Source organism: Mesorhizobium sp. Z1-4, assembly GCF_004000235.1.
In the GTDB taxonomy this organism is placed as follows: Bacteria; Pseudomonadota; Alphaproteobacteria; order Rhizobiales; family Rhizobiaceae; genus RCIO01.
Window position 1 is genome coordinate 510,688 of sequence record NZ_RCIO01000002.1, and the last position, 17,494, is coordinate 528,181.

16 protein-coding genes are annotated in these 17,494 nt (G+C 62.2%); 9 read left to right on the forward strand and 7 right to left on the reverse strand.

What is annotated here, in order from left to right; translation table 11 throughout:
* The first annotated feature begins 14 nt into the window (after window positions 1–14).
* A complete protein-coding gene (locus EP165_RS09535; RefSeq protein WP_127521813.1) occupies window positions 15–467 on the forward strand; it encodes a hypothetical protein in 453 nt (150 codons plus the stop codon).
* On the opposite strand, the gene EP165_RS09540 is transcribed toward EP165_RS09535, so the two are convergent.
* Together EP165_RS09540 and EP165_RS09545 are read right to left on the reverse strand one after the other, a co-directional pair.
* Window positions 439–1,080: a LysE family translocator gene (locus tag EP165_RS09540; protein ID WP_127521815.1), complete on the reverse strand. Its 642-nt coding sequence runs from the start codon at window positions 1,078–1,080 to the stop codon at window positions 439–441. The two genes, EP165_RS09535 and EP165_RS09540, sit on opposite strands and share 29 nt — an antisense overlap.
* 96 nt (window positions 1,081–1,176) lie before the next feature.
* Window positions 1,177–2,043 carry a hypothetical protein gene (locus EP165_RS09545; RefSeq protein ID WP_127521817.1) on the reverse strand — a complete coding sequence of 289 codons (867 nt, stop codon included), beginning with the start codon at window positions 2,041–2,043 and terminating at the stop codon, window positions 1,177–1,179.
* Between the two features lie 288 nt (window positions 2,044–2,331).
* Between EP165_RS09545 and EP165_RS09550 the strand changes: the two genes are divergently transcribed.
* Window positions 2,332–3,555 (forward strand): argininosuccinate synthase, encoded by a 1,224-nt coding sequence (locus tag EP165_RS09550; protein ID WP_127521819.1) that lies wholly within the window; start codon window positions 2,332–2,334, stop codon window positions 3,553–3,555.
* A 76-nt stretch (window positions 3,556–3,631) separates the two neighbouring features.
* On the opposite strand, the gene EP165_RS09555 is transcribed toward EP165_RS09550, so the two are convergent.
* Complete coding sequence (locus tag EP165_RS09555) at window positions 3,632–4,423, reverse strand: lytic murein transglycosylase (RefSeq protein WP_127521820.1); 792 nt, start codon at window positions 4,421–4,423, stop codon at window positions 3,632–3,634.
* 176 nt (window positions 4,424–4,599) lie between these two features.
* On the opposite strand from EP165_RS09555, the gene EP165_RS09560 reads away from it, so the two are divergent.
* On the forward strand, window positions 4,600–5,832 hold the full coding sequence (locus EP165_RS09560) for a flavin monoamine oxidase family protein (protein ID WP_127521822.1): 1,233 nt from the start codon (window positions 4,600–4,602) through the stop codon (window positions 5,830–5,832).
* 95 nt (window positions 5,833–5,927) lie between these two features.
* Here EP165_RS09560 and EP165_RS09565 read toward each other — a convergent pair whose 3' ends face one another.
* Genes EP165_RS09565 through EP165_RS09580 form a run of 4 tightly spaced genes read right to left on the reverse strand, consistent with a single transcriptional unit; the run spans window position 5,928 to window position 7,979 of the window.
* Window positions 5,928–6,308 (reverse strand): DUF1761 domain-containing protein, encoded by a 381-nt coding sequence (locus EP165_RS09565; protein ID WP_127521824.1) that lies wholly within the window; start codon window positions 6,306–6,308, stop codon window positions 5,928–5,930.
* Window positions 6,309–6,328: 20 nt separating this feature from the next.
* Complete coding sequence (locus EP165_RS09570) at window positions 6,329–6,784, reverse strand: SRPBCC family protein (RefSeq protein WP_127521826.1); 456 nt, start codon at window positions 6,782–6,784, stop codon at window positions 6,329–6,331.
* Window positions 6,781–7,125, reverse strand: a complete 345-nt coding sequence (locus tag EP165_RS09575; protein WP_127521827.1) for an ArsR/SmtB family transcription factor — start codon at window positions 7,123–7,125, stop codon at window positions 6,781–6,783. The genes EP165_RS09570 and EP165_RS09575 overlap by 4 nt, the downstream gene beginning before the upstream one ends.
* Before the next feature lie 59 nt (window positions 7,126–7,184).
* Window positions 7,185–7,979, reverse strand: coding sequence for a DUF2189 domain-containing protein (locus EP165_RS09580; RefSeq protein ID WP_245440088.1), 795 nt, complete (start codon window positions 7,977–7,979; stop codon window positions 7,185–7,187).
* A gap of 313 nt (window positions 7,980–8,292) precedes the next feature.
* On the opposite strand from EP165_RS09580, the gene ffh reads away from it, so the two are divergent.
* From ffh to EP165_RS09610, 6 genes are all read left to right on the forward strand, one after another.
* A complete protein-coding gene (gene ffh, locus EP165_RS09585; RefSeq protein WP_127521829.1) occupies window positions 8,293–9,855 on the forward strand; it encodes a signal recognition particle protein in 1,563 nt (520 codons plus the stop codon).
* On the forward strand, window positions 9,852–10,172 hold the full coding sequence (locus EP165_RS09590; RefSeq protein WP_127521831.1) for a chorismate mutase: 321 nt from the start codon (window positions 9,852–9,854) through the stop codon (window positions 10,170–10,172). The genes ffh and EP165_RS09590 overlap by 4 nt, the downstream gene beginning before the upstream one ends.
* Window positions 10,172–10,726 (forward strand): GNAT family N-acetyltransferase, encoded by a 555-nt coding sequence (locus EP165_RS09595; RefSeq protein ID WP_127521833.1) that lies wholly within the window; start codon window positions 10,172–10,174, stop codon window positions 10,724–10,726. The genes EP165_RS09590 and EP165_RS09595 overlap by 1 nt, the downstream gene beginning before the upstream one ends.
* A gap of 17 nt (window positions 10,727–10,743) precedes the next feature.
* Entirely contained in the window at window positions 10,744–11,199 is a 456-nt protein-coding gene (gene rpsP, locus EP165_RS09600) for a 30S ribosomal protein S16 (protein ID WP_127521835.1), read from the forward strand.
* A 290-nt stretch (window positions 11,200–11,489) separates the two neighbouring features.
* Entirely contained in the window at window positions 11,490–14,960 is a 3,471-nt protein-coding gene (locus EP165_RS09605) for an indolepyruvate ferredoxin oxidoreductase family protein (RefSeq protein ID WP_127521836.1), read from the forward strand.
* A 108-nt stretch (window positions 14,961–15,068) separates the two neighbouring features.
* The gene (locus tag EP165_RS09610) at window positions 15,069–17,408 is read left to right on the forward strand and encodes a putative bifunctional diguanylate cyclase/phosphodiesterase (protein ID WP_127521838.1); all 2,340 of its coding nucleotides are present in this window, start codon (window positions 15,069–15,071) and stop codon (window positions 17,406–17,408) included.
* Window positions 17,409–17,494: the final 86 nt, after the last annotated feature.

The window sequence follows — 17,494 nt, forward strand, 5'->3', positions numbered from 1 at the left end:
CACGGGTGTTTGGCGTGCTGCTGCGCCTGTTTGTCATTCTCGTCGGCTATTCGGTCGCCGTCCTGACCGCGGTGTTGTTTATCCATCTGCTGGCGTGGGACAGCCTCGGTTTCGGGAGCGGGGCCGAGGATCCGGCTGCGCAGTGGGCGACCGTCATATCTGTTCTGCTCTCGACGCTCTTCATATCCTACTACGCGTTCGTGCCCTCGGCGATTCTTGTCACGATTTCGGAACTCAAAGCCATTCGAAGCTGGCTTTACTTCGCGCTTTCAGGCGGGGCGGTCGCATTGTGTGTGGTCGCTTTGAGAGCGGTGGACCGGACGGCCGACGGGGCAATTGTGCCGGTTGAGGCCGCAACCATTGCAGCAGGCCTCGCGGGTGGCCTCGTCTACTGGCTGATCGCGGGGCAGGGCGCCGGCGGTTGGCGCAAACGGAGCCTCAGCGCGCCTGAGCCATCAGAATCTTGATGGCGAAGGCGGAGAAGACACCGGCAAACAGGTAGTCCAGCATGCGGGTCACCGTCGGTGTCTTGCGCAGCAGTTGCGAGAATCCGTCAGCGGCCAGCACCATCGGAACCGTAACCGGCAGCGACAGCGGGATGAAAAGCAGCCCGAGAACGAAGAGTTTGCCGGGAGCGTGCGGGTCGCTCGCCGCAACGAACTGAGGCAGGAAGGTCATGAAGAACAGAATGATCTTCGGGTTGAGCAGATTGATGCCCAGCCCGGTGGCCCAGTTCTCGAACAGGGTACGCTGACGCCCGGCTGTGCTTTCCGGCGAAAAGGCCGAACCGTAGCGAATGGCCTGATAGGCCAGCCAGAGAAGGTAACCCGCGCCGAAAACCTTCAGAACCAGAAATGCCTCGGGCGAAGCGACGATGAGCGCCGACAGGCCGAGCGCGACCATGGCCGTATGGATCAGGACGCCGGTCATGGCGCCGAACATGCAAGCCAGGCCGGCACCGCGGCCATTCGACAATGCGCGCCCGACAAACAGGGTCATGTCCGGCCCCGGTGTGATCGCAATCACAAATGTGGCGATTGCGAACTGAATGAAGATCGTCGCGTCGGGAATGTACTGCATCTCAGACCTGCTTTTGAGGTGGCCGCCCAACCGGCCACCGCCTCCGTCCATACGCCATTGTGAGTGCCCATGCCGCAGCCATTCCGCGGGAATTGCTTAGTCCTGCGCTGTCCGAAGTTCGGCCTGAATGGTGCCTTCCACCGCGTAACGCTGTCCTGTCCATGTCCAGAGTTTGTCGGGGAAACCCGGCTTTAGCGGGATGGTGACCAGGTTCGGCCAGCCATCGCTCGACTGGCCCGGTTCGCGGTAGACGTGAACGCCTTCGGATTCGAACACCGGTTCCCAGCCCTCAAGATCGATTTCGGACGGGTTGGAGCCGGTAGCCGAAAAATGCGCGAAGCCGGCAATGTTGCAGCCCGAAACGCCGTAATACCAGGACGATCCGCAGATCTCGACAAAGAACAGCCTGCGGTTGCCTTCTATCTCGATCATGGCCACCTCGAGCTCGGCCAGCTGGTTGGTGGAAATGATGAAGTCGCGGATGTCGTCAGCGCGCAGCCGCCGGCCGAGTTCGAGATAGACCGAGGCGGCTTCGAGCTCGATCAGGTTTTCGGTCGGCAGTTGCCGGGCCGAGCAGTTCTGCTCGACAGCAGTGATCGCGCGGCGCGAGCCGGTCAGCGCAAAGCGTATCGGCTCGTTGTCGCCGCCAAGTTCGATCTGCAGGCGCGAACTCGCCTTCATCGGCTCCAGCGCATCGTATGGCACGATCAGGTCGATGCTGCTGTTGCCGCGACTCGACTGGACGGTGAAGCGCTGGCCGAGCGCGATCAGCGTTGCAGTGCCGTCGGCGTCTGCAATCTCGGCGCCGGGTTCGGTTGCCAGCGAGAGCGTCCAGACCTGCTGGTCGCAAAGCATTACGCCGCCGGTTACAGCCGTGCCCTGTTGCGGCGCCGGAAGCATTGCGTAGGACTGGCCTTCAGGCGCTGTCCAGACGGTCTGCGCGGCTGCGGGTTCGGCAGCCAAAAGCAGAACGGCAAATATTGACGGAAGGAAAGAGGCGCCCCGTCCCCAGAAACTCCGCCGGTTCGCTTCGTCAATTTCTTCCCCGGACAATGCAGACCCTCTCATGGCGTGTGGTTTTGAATCGCGGCCAAGTCTAGTCAACCAAGCTGTTGCGGCAAGTCCCGCGCCGGCCTTTCGCGCAATCGTGACGCAGGGGCCGGTCTTGTCCGCTAGGGCTTTCCTGCTAATAGTGCCGCCCGAATTGAAGAGCCGCCCACGCTGTGCTCCGGACTGCCCACGGGATTTCCAATGTCAAAAATCAAAGACGTCAAAAAGGTCGTTCTTGCCTATTCCGGCGGCCTCGACACCTCGATCATCCTCAAATGGCTCCAGACCGAGTTCGGGGCCGAAGTCGTGACCTTCACAGCCGATCTTGGTCAGGGCGAGGAACTGGAGCCCGCGCGCCGCAAGGCCGAAATGCTGGGCATCCGCGAGATCTACATCGAGGATCTGCGTGAGGAATTCGTTTCCAACTACGTTTTCCCGATGTTCCGCGCCAATGCCCAGTATGAGGGCGTTTACCTGCTGGGTACCTCGATCGCCCGCCCGCTGATCTCGAGGCGGTTGGTCGAGATTGCCGAGGAAACCGGCGCCGACGCGATTGCGCACGGTGCGACCGGCAAAGGCAACGACCAGGTGCGTTTCGAGCTCTCGGCTTATGCGCTGAACCCAGACATCAAAATCATCGCCCCCTGGCGCGACTGGTCCTTCAAGTCGCGCACAGACCTGATCAACTTTGCGCAGGATCACCAGATCCCTGTGCCGAAGGACAAGCAGGGCGAGGCTCCGTTCTCGGTGGATGCCAATCTGCTGCACTCGTCCTCCGAGGGTAAAGTGCTGGAAGACCCGTGGGGCGAGCCGCCGGAATATGTCCACATGCGCACGGTTTCGCCGATGGATGCGCCGGACAAGGCGACCGACATCACGATTACCTTCAAGAAAGGCGACCCGGTTGCGCTGGACGGCAAGGAACTGTCGCCCGCGACGCTGTTTGCCGCGCTCAACGATCTCGGTCGCGACAATGGCATCGGCCGGCTCGACCTGGTGGAAAACCGCTTCGTGGGCATGAAGTCGCGCGGCGTTTACGAAACGCCTGGCGGCACGATCCTGCTTGCGGCACACCGTGCGATGGAGTCGATCACGCTCGACCGCGGCGCGGCGCACCTGAAGGACGAACTGATGCCGCGCTACGCAGAGCTCATCTACAACGGCTTCTGGTTTTCGCCCGAACGCGAGATGCTGCAGGCGCTGATCGACAAGAGCCAGGAGGATGTGGAGGGCGAGGTGCGCCTGAAGCTCTACAAAGGCAACGTCATCGTGACAGGCCGCAGGTCCGACAGATCGCTCTATTCGGACGCGCTCGTCACCTTCGAGGATGACCAGGGCGCCTACGACCAGAAGGACGCCGCCGGCTTCATCAAGCTGAACGCCCTGCGCCTGCGCACGCTGGCTGCACGCAAGCGGGGCGGCTAGCGGCGTCCAAACGTTGATGCTCGCGGTCTAGGATCAGCATCCGCCCACCAATTGATGACGCGACGGCTACCGGCGGTTAGTTTGCGTCGATCGCGTCTGCCATGATGATGATGGCCTGCTGGTAGACGGAGGCCGCGTTCCAGCCCGCAATCGCGCCGCGGTTGGCGCTGGCGGGGCCGCCGCGATATCCGTGGCCGCGCAGGAAGTTGGCCGTCGACATCAGCGCGGTGGCCTTGTCGCGGAGGTTTCTGCCACCGACGCCGTATTTCAGGACGTTGCCGGGAAGGAACTGCGTGTGGCCAATCTCGCCATGCGCGGCGCCGACCGACTTCGAGGAGATTACGCCTGCATCCACCAGCTTCAGCGCAGCGATGGCATGCGGGGTGAAGAAGTCGGGACGGCGGCAGTCATAGGCCAGCGTCACAATGGCGGAAACGGTGTTCTGGTTGCCCATGAAGGAGCCGAAGCCCGTCTCCATGCCCCAGATGGCGAGAAGCGGCCCCGCGGGTACGCCATAGCGGCGCTCGATGTCGGCGAAGAGGCGCGCATTCTGCTTCTTGAGCGCCTTGCCCTTGGCGATGATCGTAGCGCCGCCGCGACGCTTCATGAATGAATTCACGTCGCCGCTGAAGGCTTTCCTGACCGCACGGTCGACCTTGATCGTGGCAGTTGCATACCGTGCGCCGGCAAGTGCCTGCAGGCCGCGTCTCTTGACGCCGGCATTGGCGGCTTCCTGCTGGAATGTCTTCTTCCAGTTCTCAAAGCCGCCGGAGTTATTGCCGCATTTCGCTGCGAGCGCCGTAGCCGGCGCCATCATCACCGAAATCGCAAGTAGACCCGCGAATGTCAGACCCCTGCGCGCTGCCATGCCTGTCTCCTTTTCGAATCGCCAAATGGCCTGGCGGAAATTCTGTCAGTGGCTCGCCGCTTTGTCATCAGCGGGCAATTCCAGGCGGACGCCGTGATGGCACTGGCGCGACCGCCCGGTCTTTATTACGCTCAAAATCCTGCAAGCCCGTTACCGCTGCATTTGGATTTTGGCCCATGGAAGATGTCGAAGTTGTGATTGTCGGCGCTGGTTCCGCGGGGCTCGCCGCCGCTCGTTTGCTGCAGCAGGAGGGTCGCTCCTTCCGCCTGATCGAGGCCATGGACCGTATCGGCGGCCGCGCCTGGACATCCGACGCGCCATTCGGGGTGCCGTTCGATGTCGGTTGCGCGTGGCTCCACGCGGCGGACCGCAACCCCTATTTCCCCGAGGCCGAAGCGGCGGGTTGGACGTTGTTCCACCACGATATGAATGTCGACCACCTCTATTTCGGTTCGGAGCGCGCCTCGACCGAAGAAATTGCGGAAATGAAGGCGGCGGATGCCCGGCTTCACGCGATTATCGAGGCACATGACGACAATGATGACCGGCTGGGGTCGCTGATCGAGAAAGGCTCGTCGGTGCGTGCAGCGGCGACATTTTGCGGGCCAATGGATTTCGGGAAGGACCCCGACGAGATTTCGGTCACCGACTACCGCTCAGCGGCTGACCTAGACCCGAATTACTTCACGAAGGAGGGGTTCGGCGCGTTGGTTGCGCGCTTCGGCGCCGATGTCCGGGTTACGCTCTCGACGCCGGTGAAGCGTATCGGCTGGGGCGGACCAGGCGTTGTGGTGGAAACACCGAAAGGTACGATCCGGGCGCAGAAGGTTATCGTCACGGTGTCGCCGGCGGTACTGGCCTTCGAGGAAATCTCCTTCGATCCCGCGCTGCCGGTCGCACATGTCGAAGCCTTTTTCGATTTGCCGATGGGCATGCTGACCAAGATACCGGTCGAGATCAAAGGCACACGGCTTGGCCTCGAATCCTTCGCCGATATGCTGGTAGAGCGGCATGCGCGCCACGATCTCTATTTCCTGTGTTTCCCGTTCGAACTCGATCTGATGGTCGGTTTTGTCGGCGGCGATTTCGCCTGGGAAATGGAAGCTGCAGGGACTGAGGCAGGCGTCGATTTCGTCACTGATCGTCTTGCGGATATTTTTGGCAATGACATTCGCGGCAAGGTCGGCCGTTCCATGATGACGAAATGGGGCGGCGAGCGATATGTGCGCGGCGCTTATGCGGCGGCCCGGCCGGGCAAGGCCGGAGCACGCGAGACGCTGATGCAGCCCGTCGGCGAATGCATCTATTTTGCCGGCGAGGCGTTGGCGGGGTCGCTGATACAGACCTGCGGCGGCGCGCGGCTTTCGGGCGAAGCGGTGGCGCGGCAGGTGATCGCCGCGCTTTCGTAGAAGATCAGACGAGCTTCATGTCGACCGGATTTTTCCGAGCTGGCAAGCGGCGGCGGCGGCGCATTGCGCCGCCGTCAGAGTTCAAAGCGATTTGATCAGAATATCGCCTGCGCCAGGAACAGAACCACACCCATGGCGATGACGTAGCCGGCATCTATCAGCATCACGCCGGGCGGGCGCAGGCGATAAAGGGCGCCGGCGCCGATCAGGCAGGCGAGGGTAAGGACCACAAGGATTATAGTCAAAAGCATCTCGCGCGACGCGGTGATGCCGAAGACCCATGAATAGAGGAAAGTGCCGATCACCTGCAGCACCATTGCCATGACCGGGAACTTCTCCGGCTTTTCGGGAAGCCCGTTGCCCAGTGCCCAGGCCTTCTGAAAGATGACCCCATACCAGAGAAAGCCGACCGCATAGGCGGCGATGAAGCCGACGATGATCGCGGTCCAGCTGACATTCGCTGTGATTTCCTGCATCGGTATTTCCCCCTGTTGAGTTATTGAGACCCGCTGGAAGCCAGAAATCTGCCGAGCTTGTCGAGCGAAGGCTCCCAGCCATGGCGGTGGTTGTCGCGCCGCGCAGCGTCGGCGAATTCGGAATGCGTGAGCGTGACTTGAGTGCCGCGTCCCACCTGTTTGATGTCGACAGTGACCAGCGTGATGTCGTTGCCGATGCTGGCGGGCTGGTTTTCCCATTGCCAGGAGAAGGCCAAGCGGTGCGGCGGTTCGAGCGTGCGGTACTCGCCACTCAGCGGGTAGTGCGCGCCGTCCGGCGCAATCATGGTCAGGCGGTAGCGACCGCCAACCCTCACATCCATTTCATGGATTTCGTTCTGAAAACCCTCCGGCCCATACCAGTCGGCCAGAAGCTCAGGCCGCGTCCAGGCGTCGTAAACGGCCTCCGGGTCGACATCAGGGAAGGTGCGCGTCAGCGTCAGTGTGTTGTCGCTCATTTCTCTTTCTTCTCCGCCAGCACCTTGCCCAGCCGCTCGAAGCTAACGCTCCAGAACCTGGCGTGAAACTCAAACCAGTTCGCCGCCGTCCGCAGAGCGCCGGGGTCGACCGAGCAGAGGTTCTCCCGGCCCTGCCGGCGGCAGGAAACGATGCCGGCTTCCTGCAGCACGCCGATATGCTTCATGGCGCCCGGCAGCGAAATGCCGAACGGGCGGGCAAGCTCGCGCATCGGCTTTTCGCCTTCGCGTAGCAGCATTTCCGTCATGCCGCGGCGCGTGGCGTTGGACAGCGCGAAAAAGGCACGGTCGACATGAGCGGGGTCGGAATGAAAGCTAACCATTCGGTTAACTTATGAGCCAAAATCGCGCCGGGTCAATGTCGAATGTAGGATTCCGGAATTCAGGCGCGTATGACGACCGCGCGTTTGTAGATGTGCCAGGTGGCGTGGCCGAGGATCGGCAGGACCACCATAAGGCCGGCAAACAGCGGCAGGCTAGCCGCGATGATGGCCAGCGTGACGAAAACACCCCAGCCCAGCATAACAAACGGGCTTGCCACCACGGTCTTCACGCTGGTGATCATCGCCGTGACGAAATCGTAGTTTCGTTCCATCAGCAGCGGGATCGAGACGACAGTGATCGAAAAGAGCAGCAATGCAAGTGCGGCTCCGATCAGATGGCCGACCGCAAGGAACAGCCAGCCCTCCGGCGTGTAGAGCACGATGTTGAAGAACTTCTCCAGCGTGGCGAAGGACATGCGGCCGAGGAAAAGGGCGATCAGCAGGCGCACCTGATACATCCAGATCCAGAAGAAAAAGAGCATCACGAACGCCATCCAGGAAAGCTCGCGTCCGCGCTGCCGCCAGATTGCGGAAAAGATAGCCGGCCAACCGAGTGGTTCGCCGCGTTCCAGTCTGCGGCTGACTTCGAAGAGTCCAACCGCCGCGAACGGGCCAATCAGCGGGAAGCCGATCGCGAAAGGGTAGATCATCCACGGAATGTCCCACACCGTCAGACCCAGAACGATCAGCACGCCGACGAGTGCAAAGATGGCGCCGATACCAATACCGTATAGCGGAGCCCGGGCGAAATCCGCGAGGCCTGCCATGAGGGCAGCGCGCAGGTCGGTGACCGACAATGCGTTCACATCCGGCATCGCCGGGCCGTTAGCAGATTTCGGGTATTCAGCGGCCACCTCGTTCCTCCCTGAAAGTGCTTCAGCGCCATCCAGCAATTTTTGTGGCTTGGCCTAAAGGCGTCCTTGATCGGGATCAATAGCCCGCTTTTGCTTGACTTCGGCCCGGATTTCGGGTCTACCGCGCCGGAATTCAGCGAAGAGTGCAAACTCCGAGCCGCCGACCTGGACGCATTCGATCGATTGACGATCCAGGAGGTCAACACCCGGCAACGCGATGCGCCCCCGGGTGCCATTCGGTTTTGGCGTTTGGGTTATGCGCTCGCGGTCACTATTTCTCGGGTCATCAGACACGAGAGAATGAGGAAAGCGGATGTTCGAGAGCCTTCAGGAACGGCTCGGTTCGATATTGAACGGCCTGACCGGCCGCGGCGCGCTATCGGAGGCTGATGTCTCGGCGGCGCTGCGCGAGGTTCGCCGTGCGCTTATCGAGGCCGATGTCGCGCTCGACGTGGTGCGTTCCTTTACCGACCGCGTGCGCGAAAAGGCAGTCGGCGCCGAAGTTCTGAAGTCGATCAAGCCCGGCCAGATGGTCGTCAAGATCGTGCATGACGAACTCGTCGGCATGCTGGGCGAAGAGGGCGAGACCATCGACCTCAATGCGCCGGCGCCCGTCGTTATCATGATGGTCGGCCTGCAGGGTTCCGGTAAGACCACGACCTCGGCCAAGATCGGCAAGCGCCTCATCGAGCGCCAGAACAAGAAAGTTCTGATGGCCTCGCTCGATACGCGCCGCCCGGCCGCGCAGGAGCAACTGCGGCAGCTCGGCGAACAAGGCAACATCGCGACGCTGCCGATCGTGGAAGGCCAGACGCCGGTCGATATCGCCAAGCGCGCCGTGCAGGCAGCGAAGCTCGGTGGCCATGACGTCGTCATTCTCGACACCGCGGGCCGCACGCATATCGACGAGCCGCTGATGGCGGAGATGGCCGACATCAAGAAGGTGTCGAGCCCGCACGAGATCCTGCTTGTCGCCGACGCGCTGACTGGCCAGGACGCCGTCAACCTCGCCACCAGCTTCGATGACCGTGTCGGCATTACCGGCCTGGTGCTGACGCGCATGGACGGCGACGGGCGCGGCGGTGCCGCACTTTCGATGCGGGCCGTCACCGGCAAGCCGGTCAAGCTCGTCGGCGTCGGCGAAAAGATGGACGCGCTGGAGGAGTTTCATCCCAAGCGTGTGGCCGACCGCATCCTCGGCATGGGCGATATCGTTTCGCTGGTCGAGAAGGCGTCGGAGACGATCGACGCCGAAAAAGCCGCCGCGATGGCGAAGAAGATGCAGTCGGGGAAGTTCGACCTGAACGACCTCGCCGATCAGCTTCAGCAGATGCAGAAGATGGGCGGTATGGGCGGCATCATGGGCATGATGCCCGGCATGGGAAAGATGAAGGACCAGATGGCCGCCGCCGGTCTGGACGACGGGGTTTTCAAACAGCAGCTCGCGATCATTTCGTCGATGACGAAAAAGGAGCGCGCGAACCCCGATATTCTGAAGCACAGCCGTAAGAAGCGCATCGCCGCCGGCTCCGGCACCGATGCCGCGCAGATCAACCGCCTGCTCAAGATGCACCGCCAGATGGCGGACATGATGAAGGCGATGGGTGGCAAGGGCAAAGGTGGCGGCATGATGCGCGCCGCGATGGGCGGACTTGCCTCCAAGATGGGTCTTGGCGGCATGGGTGGTATGGGCGGTATGCCCGATCTGTCCAAGATGGACCCCAAACAGCTCGAAGCGCTGAAGAAGCAGGCGGAAGCCGCCGGCATGGGCGGCGGATTGCCCAAGGGCCTGCCGGGTCTCGGCGGCAGCGGCGGCTTGCCCGGACTACCGGGCGCCGGCGGTCTGCCTGGTTTGCCGAAGGGAGGGCGGAAATGAGCGATCTTGAGCAGCCGAAGGTTCTGCTCGCCGGCTACCGCGCGTCTATCGACAATATCGATGCCGCGCTGATCCATATGCTTGCGGAGCGTTTCCGCTGCACGCAGGCGGTGGGCAAGCTGAAGGCGACGCACGGGTTGCCGCCGGCAGACCCGTCGCGCGAGGCCAGCCAGATCGCGCGCCTGCGCCAGCTTGCCAAGGATGCCAATCTCGACCCCGATTTCGCCGAAAAGTTCCTCAACTTCATCATCCGCGAAGTGATCCGCCACCATGAGGCGATTGCCGCCGAAACCAAGTCGGACGGAGCGGCCGGCTGATGGGTTTTCACGCCGCCAATATTCCGGTTGTTGAGACGGAACGCCTGCGACTGCGCGGCTTCCGCATCGACGATTACGCGGCGTTTTGCGCCTACAAGGCCGACCCCGAAGTGACGCGTTTCGTTGGTGGGGTGGAGACCGGTCTCGACGCCTGGCGGTCGTTTTGCGCCGTCACCGGATCATGGGCGATGCTTGGACATGGCGTATTCTGCGTCGCGATACGGGAAACCGATCAGTGCATTGGCCATTGCGGTCCGATCAATCCGCCCGGCTGGCCGGAACGGGAAATCGGCTACACGCTGGCACGCGAGGCGCATGGCAAGGGTTATGCCACAGAGGCTGCCGGTGCGGCGCTGCGTTTTGCCTATGAAAAGCTCGGCTGGCGCACGGCAATCAGCCTTATCGACGAGAACAACACGGCATCCCAGGGTGTGGCGCGCAGGCTCGGCGCCGGCCTGGAGAAGAAGCGGGTCGAAGTGTGTGGCTTCACCGCAGATATCTGGCGGCATCTGCCGCCCGAAGAATTCCTGAAATCCAACCAAACAACGCATTGAATGAGAAGGACTAGACCATGGCACTGAAAATCAGGCTCGCGCGTGCGGGCTCCAAGAAGCGCCCCTACTACCACGTCGTTATCGCCGACGTGCGCAGCCCGCGCGACGGCCGTTTCATCGAGCAGGTCGGCTCGTGGAACCCGATGCTGCCCAAGGACGGTGAGCGCGTGAAGCTCAACGAGGAGCGCATCAAGCACTGGCTCTCCAATGGCGCGGTTCCGACCGACCGCGTGCTGCGCTTCCTCGACGAGGCCGGCATTGCGAAGCGTCCGACGCGCAGCAACCCGAACAAGGCACAGCCCGGCAAGAAGGCGCAGGAGCGCCTCGATGCCGCCAAGCAGGCTGAGGAAGACGCGAAGGAAGCAGCAGCTGCCGCTGAAGCAGAAGCCGCAGCCGCCGCTGAGGCACCGGCTGAAGAGGCAGTTGCCGAGGCTCCGGCCGAGGACGACAAGAAGGAAGAAGCCGCATCCTGATGCGTGCTGCATAGAACTTCTGAAAGGCGGGCAGGATTTGCCCGCCTTTTTTGTTCAGCCGCTACCGTCGCCGCGCAATCTTTGTACCGTGCATGCCCCGCCCGGCGAAACCTTGCTGCGGGGCAGGCTGGACAAGCAGTCGCAATGTTGCGCAATGCGCCATCCATCTGATTTTATTTGACGTGGCGGCATCGTGCGGGGACACTGACGTTTCTCGCGCCGCACTGTCGCAAATGCGTGCTATGCAGATTCGCGGCGATTTAGCGCCTGTTCGCCCCGGGAAACAAAGCATGACACTCCACGACGTTTCGCTGGACGACAAATTCGACCTTTCCAAAGAGCGGATTTTCGTTTCAGGGGCCCAGGCAATCGTGCGCATGCTGCTTATGCAGCGCGAGCGTGACCGCCGCGCGGGACTTAATACGGCGGGTTTTGTCTCCGGCTATCGCGGCTCGCCCCTCGGCGGGCTCGACCTGCAATTGTGGAAGGCCCGCAAGCAACTCGCTGCCTCCGATATCGTCTTTCAGCCGGGTCTCAACGAAGAGCTCGCGGCCACGGCTTGCTGGGGTTCGCAGCAGACCGAGCTTTTGGGCGAAGGCAAATATGACGGCGTGTTCGGCGTCTGGTACGGCAAGGGCCCGGGGGTCGACCGCTCGGGCGATGTCTTCCGCCACGCAAATCTGGCAGGCTCGTCGAAACATGGCGGCGTTCTGGCGCTGATGGGCGACGACCACATGGCGGAATCGTCCACTGTCGCGCATGCGACGGAGTTTCTGTTCGTTGATACCATGGTGCCGGTGCTCAACCCTGCCGGCGTGCAGGAACTGATCGACTACGGCCTTTATGGGTATGCGCTGTCGCGTTTCGCCGGCACCTGGGCAGCGATCAAATGCGTCAAGGACAATGTGGAGTCCACGGCTTCGGTGGATGCCTCGCTGGACCGCGTGAAGATCGAGCTGCCCGATTTCGAGATGCCGCCCGGCGGCATCAATATTCGCCATGAAGTGGACCAGCTTGGCCAGGAAGCGCGGCTGCACGAATACAAGCGTGCTGCTGCGGCAGCCTTCATTCGTGCCAACGACCTCAACCGCATGATCTATTCGGGCGGCAAGGACGCCCGCATCGGCATCATTACGGTCGGCAAATCCTATCTCGATACGCGCCAGGCGCTGGACGATCTCGGCATCGACGAGGCAAAGGCGCGGCAGATCGGGCTCAGGCTGTTCAAGGTGGCCGCGCCATGGCCGCTCGATTACCAGCACATCGCCGAGTTCGCGCGCGGCCTCGAATATGTGGTCGTTGTGGAGGAGAAGCGCTCTCTGCTTGAAGTGCAGATGCGCGAACACCTCTACGGCACTGCCAACCAGCCGGTCATCGTCGGCAAGAAGGACGAGCGCGACAACTGGCTGTTCCCCGCCAAGGGCGCACTCGATCCCAACGAGATTGCCATCGCGCTTGGCGAGCGCATCCTGAAGGTGGTCGGGCAGGTTGGCGACCTGGCAGACCGCGTAAGCCGTCTGCGGCAGTACCAGGCGATGCTTGCGGAGACCAAGGATGTCGGTTCGCGCATGCCCTATTTCTGCTCGGGCTGCCCGCACAACTCCTCGACGAAGGTACCTGAAGGCTCGATCGCGGGTGCCGGTATCGGCTGCCATTTCATGGCGATGTGGATGGACCGCGACACGATCGGCTTTACCGCCATGGGCGGTGAGGGCGCGCAATGGGTCGGCCAGGCGCCGTTTTCCAAACGCGAGCATCTGTTCCAGAACCTCGGCGACGGCACGTACAACCATTCAGGTTCGCTGGCGATCCGCTTCGCGATCGCGTCGGGCGCGAACATCACCTACAAGATTCTGTACAACGACGCCGTTGCGATGACCGGCGGCCAGCCGCATGAGGGCGGGCTGACGGTCGGCATGATCGCCGACCAGGTGCTGGCCGAAGGGGTGGAGCGTATCGCAGTCGTTAGCGACGAGCCCGACAAATACGGCGCGAATGTTTTCCCTGCGAGCGCGACGATCCATCATCGCGACGACATGGATGCCGTTCAGCGCGACCTGCGCGAACACAAGGGCGTGTCGGTTCTGATCTACGACCAGACCTGTGCAGCCGAAAAACGCCGGCGACGCAAGCGCGGCACCTTCCCCGACCCCGACAAGCGGGTGATCATCAACGAGCTTGTGTGCGAGGGCTGCGGTGATTGCGGGGTAAAATCGAACTGTGTTTCGGTGCAGCCGCTGGAGACCGAGTTCGGCCGCAAGCGACGCATCGACCAGTCGAGCTGCAACAAGGATTTTTCCTGCGTCAACGGCTTCTGCCCGAGTTTCGTGACCGTGCACGGCGCAAAACTCAAAAAGTCGCAGGGTGTAGCCGGTTCTGCCGATCCGCTTGAAGGCGTGCCAGCACCTGCGATTTTCGAGCTCCGCAAGGATGGCTGGGCGACCATTATCGACGGCATCGGCGGCACCGGCGTTGTGACCATCGGCGCCATCATCGGCATGGCTGCGCATCTGGAAGGCAAGGGCTCTGGCCTCATCGACATGGCCGGGCTTGCGCAGAAGGGCGGGGCGGTGTTCAGCCACATGCGGGTTGCGCGCACGCCCGAGGAAATCAGCGCGATACGCGTTTCGGCCGGCAAGGCAGACCTCATTCTCGGTTGCGATCTGGTGGTCTCCGGCTCCCGCAAGGTGCTTTCGGCAGTGCGCAGCGGCGAGACGCTGTTTGTGGCCAATACGGCCGAGGTTATGCCCGGCGATTTCGCGCGTTCGGCCGATTATTCGCTGCCCAGCGAACGCATTCGCCGCGCCATCCGCTCCGCTGTGGGCGATGACTGCGCTATCTTCTTCGATGCGACCGCCGCCGCTTCGAAGCTGTTCGGCAACACGATCGCAGCCAACATGTTCATGCTGGGCGTCGCCAGCCAGAAGGGCGCGCTGCCGGTTTCGCCCAAGGCCATTGAGCGCGCGATCGAGCTGAACGGGCAGGCGGTGGACATGAATGTCTCGGCGTTTCGCTGGGGGCGCTGCGCCGGGCACGACCCGGCAAAGGTGGCTGGCGTCATCGGTGCGAAGGACAAGCCGGAATTGCCTCCGGCGCAGAGCCTCGACGAGATTGTCGCCCGCCGCGCGGATTTCCTCACTGCTTATCAGGATGCGGCCTATGCCGGCCGTTATCGTTCGCGCATCGAAGCCGTGCGCAAGGCCGAGCAGGCGTGTGAACCGGGCTCAACGGTCGTGAGCGAAGCGGCGGCGCGCGGCCTCTTCAAGCTGATGGCGATCAAGGACGAGTACGAAGTTGCCCGGCTTTACACGGATGGCGCCTTCCAGAAGCAGCTTGCGGCAGAGTTCGCGGGCTACGAGCGGCTGGAATTCCATCTGGCGCCGCCGATCCTTGGCCGCAAGGGAAGTGACGGGCATCCGCGCAAGTCGCGCTTCGGCCCCTGGATGATGAGTGCTTTCAAGCTTCTCGCCCGCCTCAAAGGTTTGCGTGGCACTGCTTTCGACCCGTTCGGCCGTACTGCCGAGCGGCGCATGGAGCGCGACCTGCTTGCGCGGTATGAAGACGATCTCAGCAAGATTGCGGCGCAACTCACGCCTAGCCGGCTGGAGAGTGCGGCAGCGGTCGCTTCAATACCCCAGCTTGTCCGCGGCTACGGTCATGTGAAGGCCGCAAGCGCGGCGCGCGCCATGGAAGAGCGCGCCCGGCTGCTCGCGCGTTTCGAAGAAGGCGCCGAAAAAACCGAGCTGGAAGCGGCCGAATAGCCGCCGATATTTCCGCAAGGCTTTCAGATTCCCACCAAAAAGGCTGATACGTAAGGCTTTTCTTAATGCGGCCGTGGCATTTTGACGATGCCGAGGTGGGATTCGTGAATGACGAATGGCAAAAATAGCGGCGTCCCCGCGGATGTTTATGTGCAGTTCGTACGGTCGTTGTTCGACAACCACCACGTTCTGCTTATTGGCACCGCGTGCCATGCAATAGCAGCGCTGATGGTTTACGTCGCCAGCGGCGACGTCGTTTACGTTGCGCTCGCCGGGCTTCTCCTTGCCGTCGGCACTTGGCGCTATGCGGGTATGGTGCGCTTCCACCGAAGCGGCGGCATCCCGGACGAGCGGTCAGCCCAGCGCTGGGAAAACGAATACATCCTGAAAGGCAGCATCCAGGGTTTGATGCTCGGCGCTTTCTGCTTCACAGCCATCTATCTGCGGCCCGTGCCGTTCGGCGAAATGGCCGCGATATCGGTCACACTGGGCTCGATCGTAACCGTTGTCGGCCGCAACTACGGCTCACGGCGCATGGTCTCCATCTTCGCCGCTACCTTTGTCGGGCCCATAGCGCTGGGCCTCATGCTGCGGCTGGACGTGCCGCATTTCGTGCTCGGACTGTTGATCGTGCCCTTTATGGTCGTCATCAAGTCGAGCGCGGACAACGTCAGGAACGTGCTGTTTTCGGCGGTTATCGGACACCGGCAGGCGCGCAACCTGGCGCAGCGTTTCGACCGGGCGCTCAACACGATGTCGCACGGACTCGTCATGCTTGGCCCGGACGGCCGCGTCGTTGTCGCCAACTCGAAGGCCGCCAAGGTGCTGGGATTCGATGTGCCCAAACGTCTGCTTGGCCGATCCCTGCACGCCGTGCTGATGCGCGGCGTCGCCGGCGGCCTGCTGTCCCAGCGGGATGCCCGTTATGCGGAAGGCCAGCTGACGCGAGCGCTGAGCGACGACCGCGACCTCAAACTTCAGCTGCGCGCCGGCGACGGCCGTTATTTCGAACTGACGGCCCGCTCGGGCCACGAGGAACTGGGCGTCGTCACCTTTGAGGAAATCACCTCGCGTGTCGAAGCCGAGGAACGCATTCGCCACATGGCGCGTTTCGATTCGCTCACCGACCTTCCCAACCGGGCCTGGTTCCATGAACTCGTCGCGGAGCGGGTCGCCGGCGGCGACCCGGAACGTCAGTGTGCGCTCGCGGTTTTCGATCTCGACGATTTCAAGAGCATCAACGACACGCTTGGCCATCCCGTTGGCGACGGCCTGATTTTCGCCGTCGGCGAAAAGCTGTCTGCCATTGCCTCGGACGAGGTAATCGTCAGCCGTTTCGGCGGCGATGAATTCATGCTGTTCTTCAATTCGATCGGCAGCGAAAAAGAGCTCACAGTCGTGCTCGACCGGATCTTTGCCGATCTCAACGGCTATGTGGATGTGTCGGGGCACGCTCTCAGGGTTCAGATGAGCGCAGGTGCGGTCATTTCCGATGTCGGCGGAACCGATGTCGACGACATGATCGTCAAGGCCGATCTGGCGCTCTACAAAGCGAAGGAAGCCGGCAAGAATGGCTGGCGGCTCTTCGAAGCGAAGATGAACGCAGCCTTCCGCAACCGGCAGATGCTCAAGTCTGACCTGCGCGGGGCCGTTGAGGCGCGCAGCCTGCGTGTCGTCTATCAGCCGATTGTCGCCATGAACTCCATGCGCATCGCAAGCTGCGAGGCACTGTGCCGCTGGGACCATCCCGAGCTCGGGCCGGTGTCGCCGGCGGTTTTCATTCCGCTGGCAGAAGAGATGGGGATCATCTCCGAAATCAGCGAACTGGTGCTGGAGCAGGCAACGAGCGCCTGCGTGAGGTGGCCGGGCGACATCTGCGTCTCGGTCAACCTGTCGGCCAAAGACTTCCACAACAGTGAAGTCGTGGAGAAGGTGCGAAGCGCACTTGAGCGCTCCGGTCTGCCGCCGCACCGCCTCGAGGTTGAGGTAACCGAAACCGCGCTGCTCGACGACAAGTCCTCGACCGGCAAGTTCCTCAACGACATCAAGGCGCTCGGCGTGCGCATCGCGCTGGACGATTTCGGCACCGGCTATTCGAGCCTGAGCTACCTGCACACGCTGCCGCTCGACAAGGTGAAGATCGATCGCAGCTTCCTGCTCGACGTGACACAGAATCCGCGCGCGCTCGAACTCCTCAAGGGAGTGGTGGGGCTGTCGCGCGGAATTGGCCTGCAAATCACCATGGAAGGCGTGGAAACCTTCGAGCAGCTCGAAGTGTTGTCGCAAACGGTGAAACCGGACCTCGTGCAGGGCTTCCTGTTCGGGTCGGCACTGACCGCTTCCGGCGTGGAGACGATCTCCGTCCATGCCTGGCCGACCGCCGCCGATCTGGACGACGGCGCAGCATCGGGCGAGCCGAAAAACCGCAAAGCCGCAAAAGCGCAGTAGTGCATCTGGAGCGCGCCAGCTTACGCTGGGGCAGGTATCAGTGTTCGTGCAGGGCTGTTAAGGTTAATAAGAACTTAATGAATCTG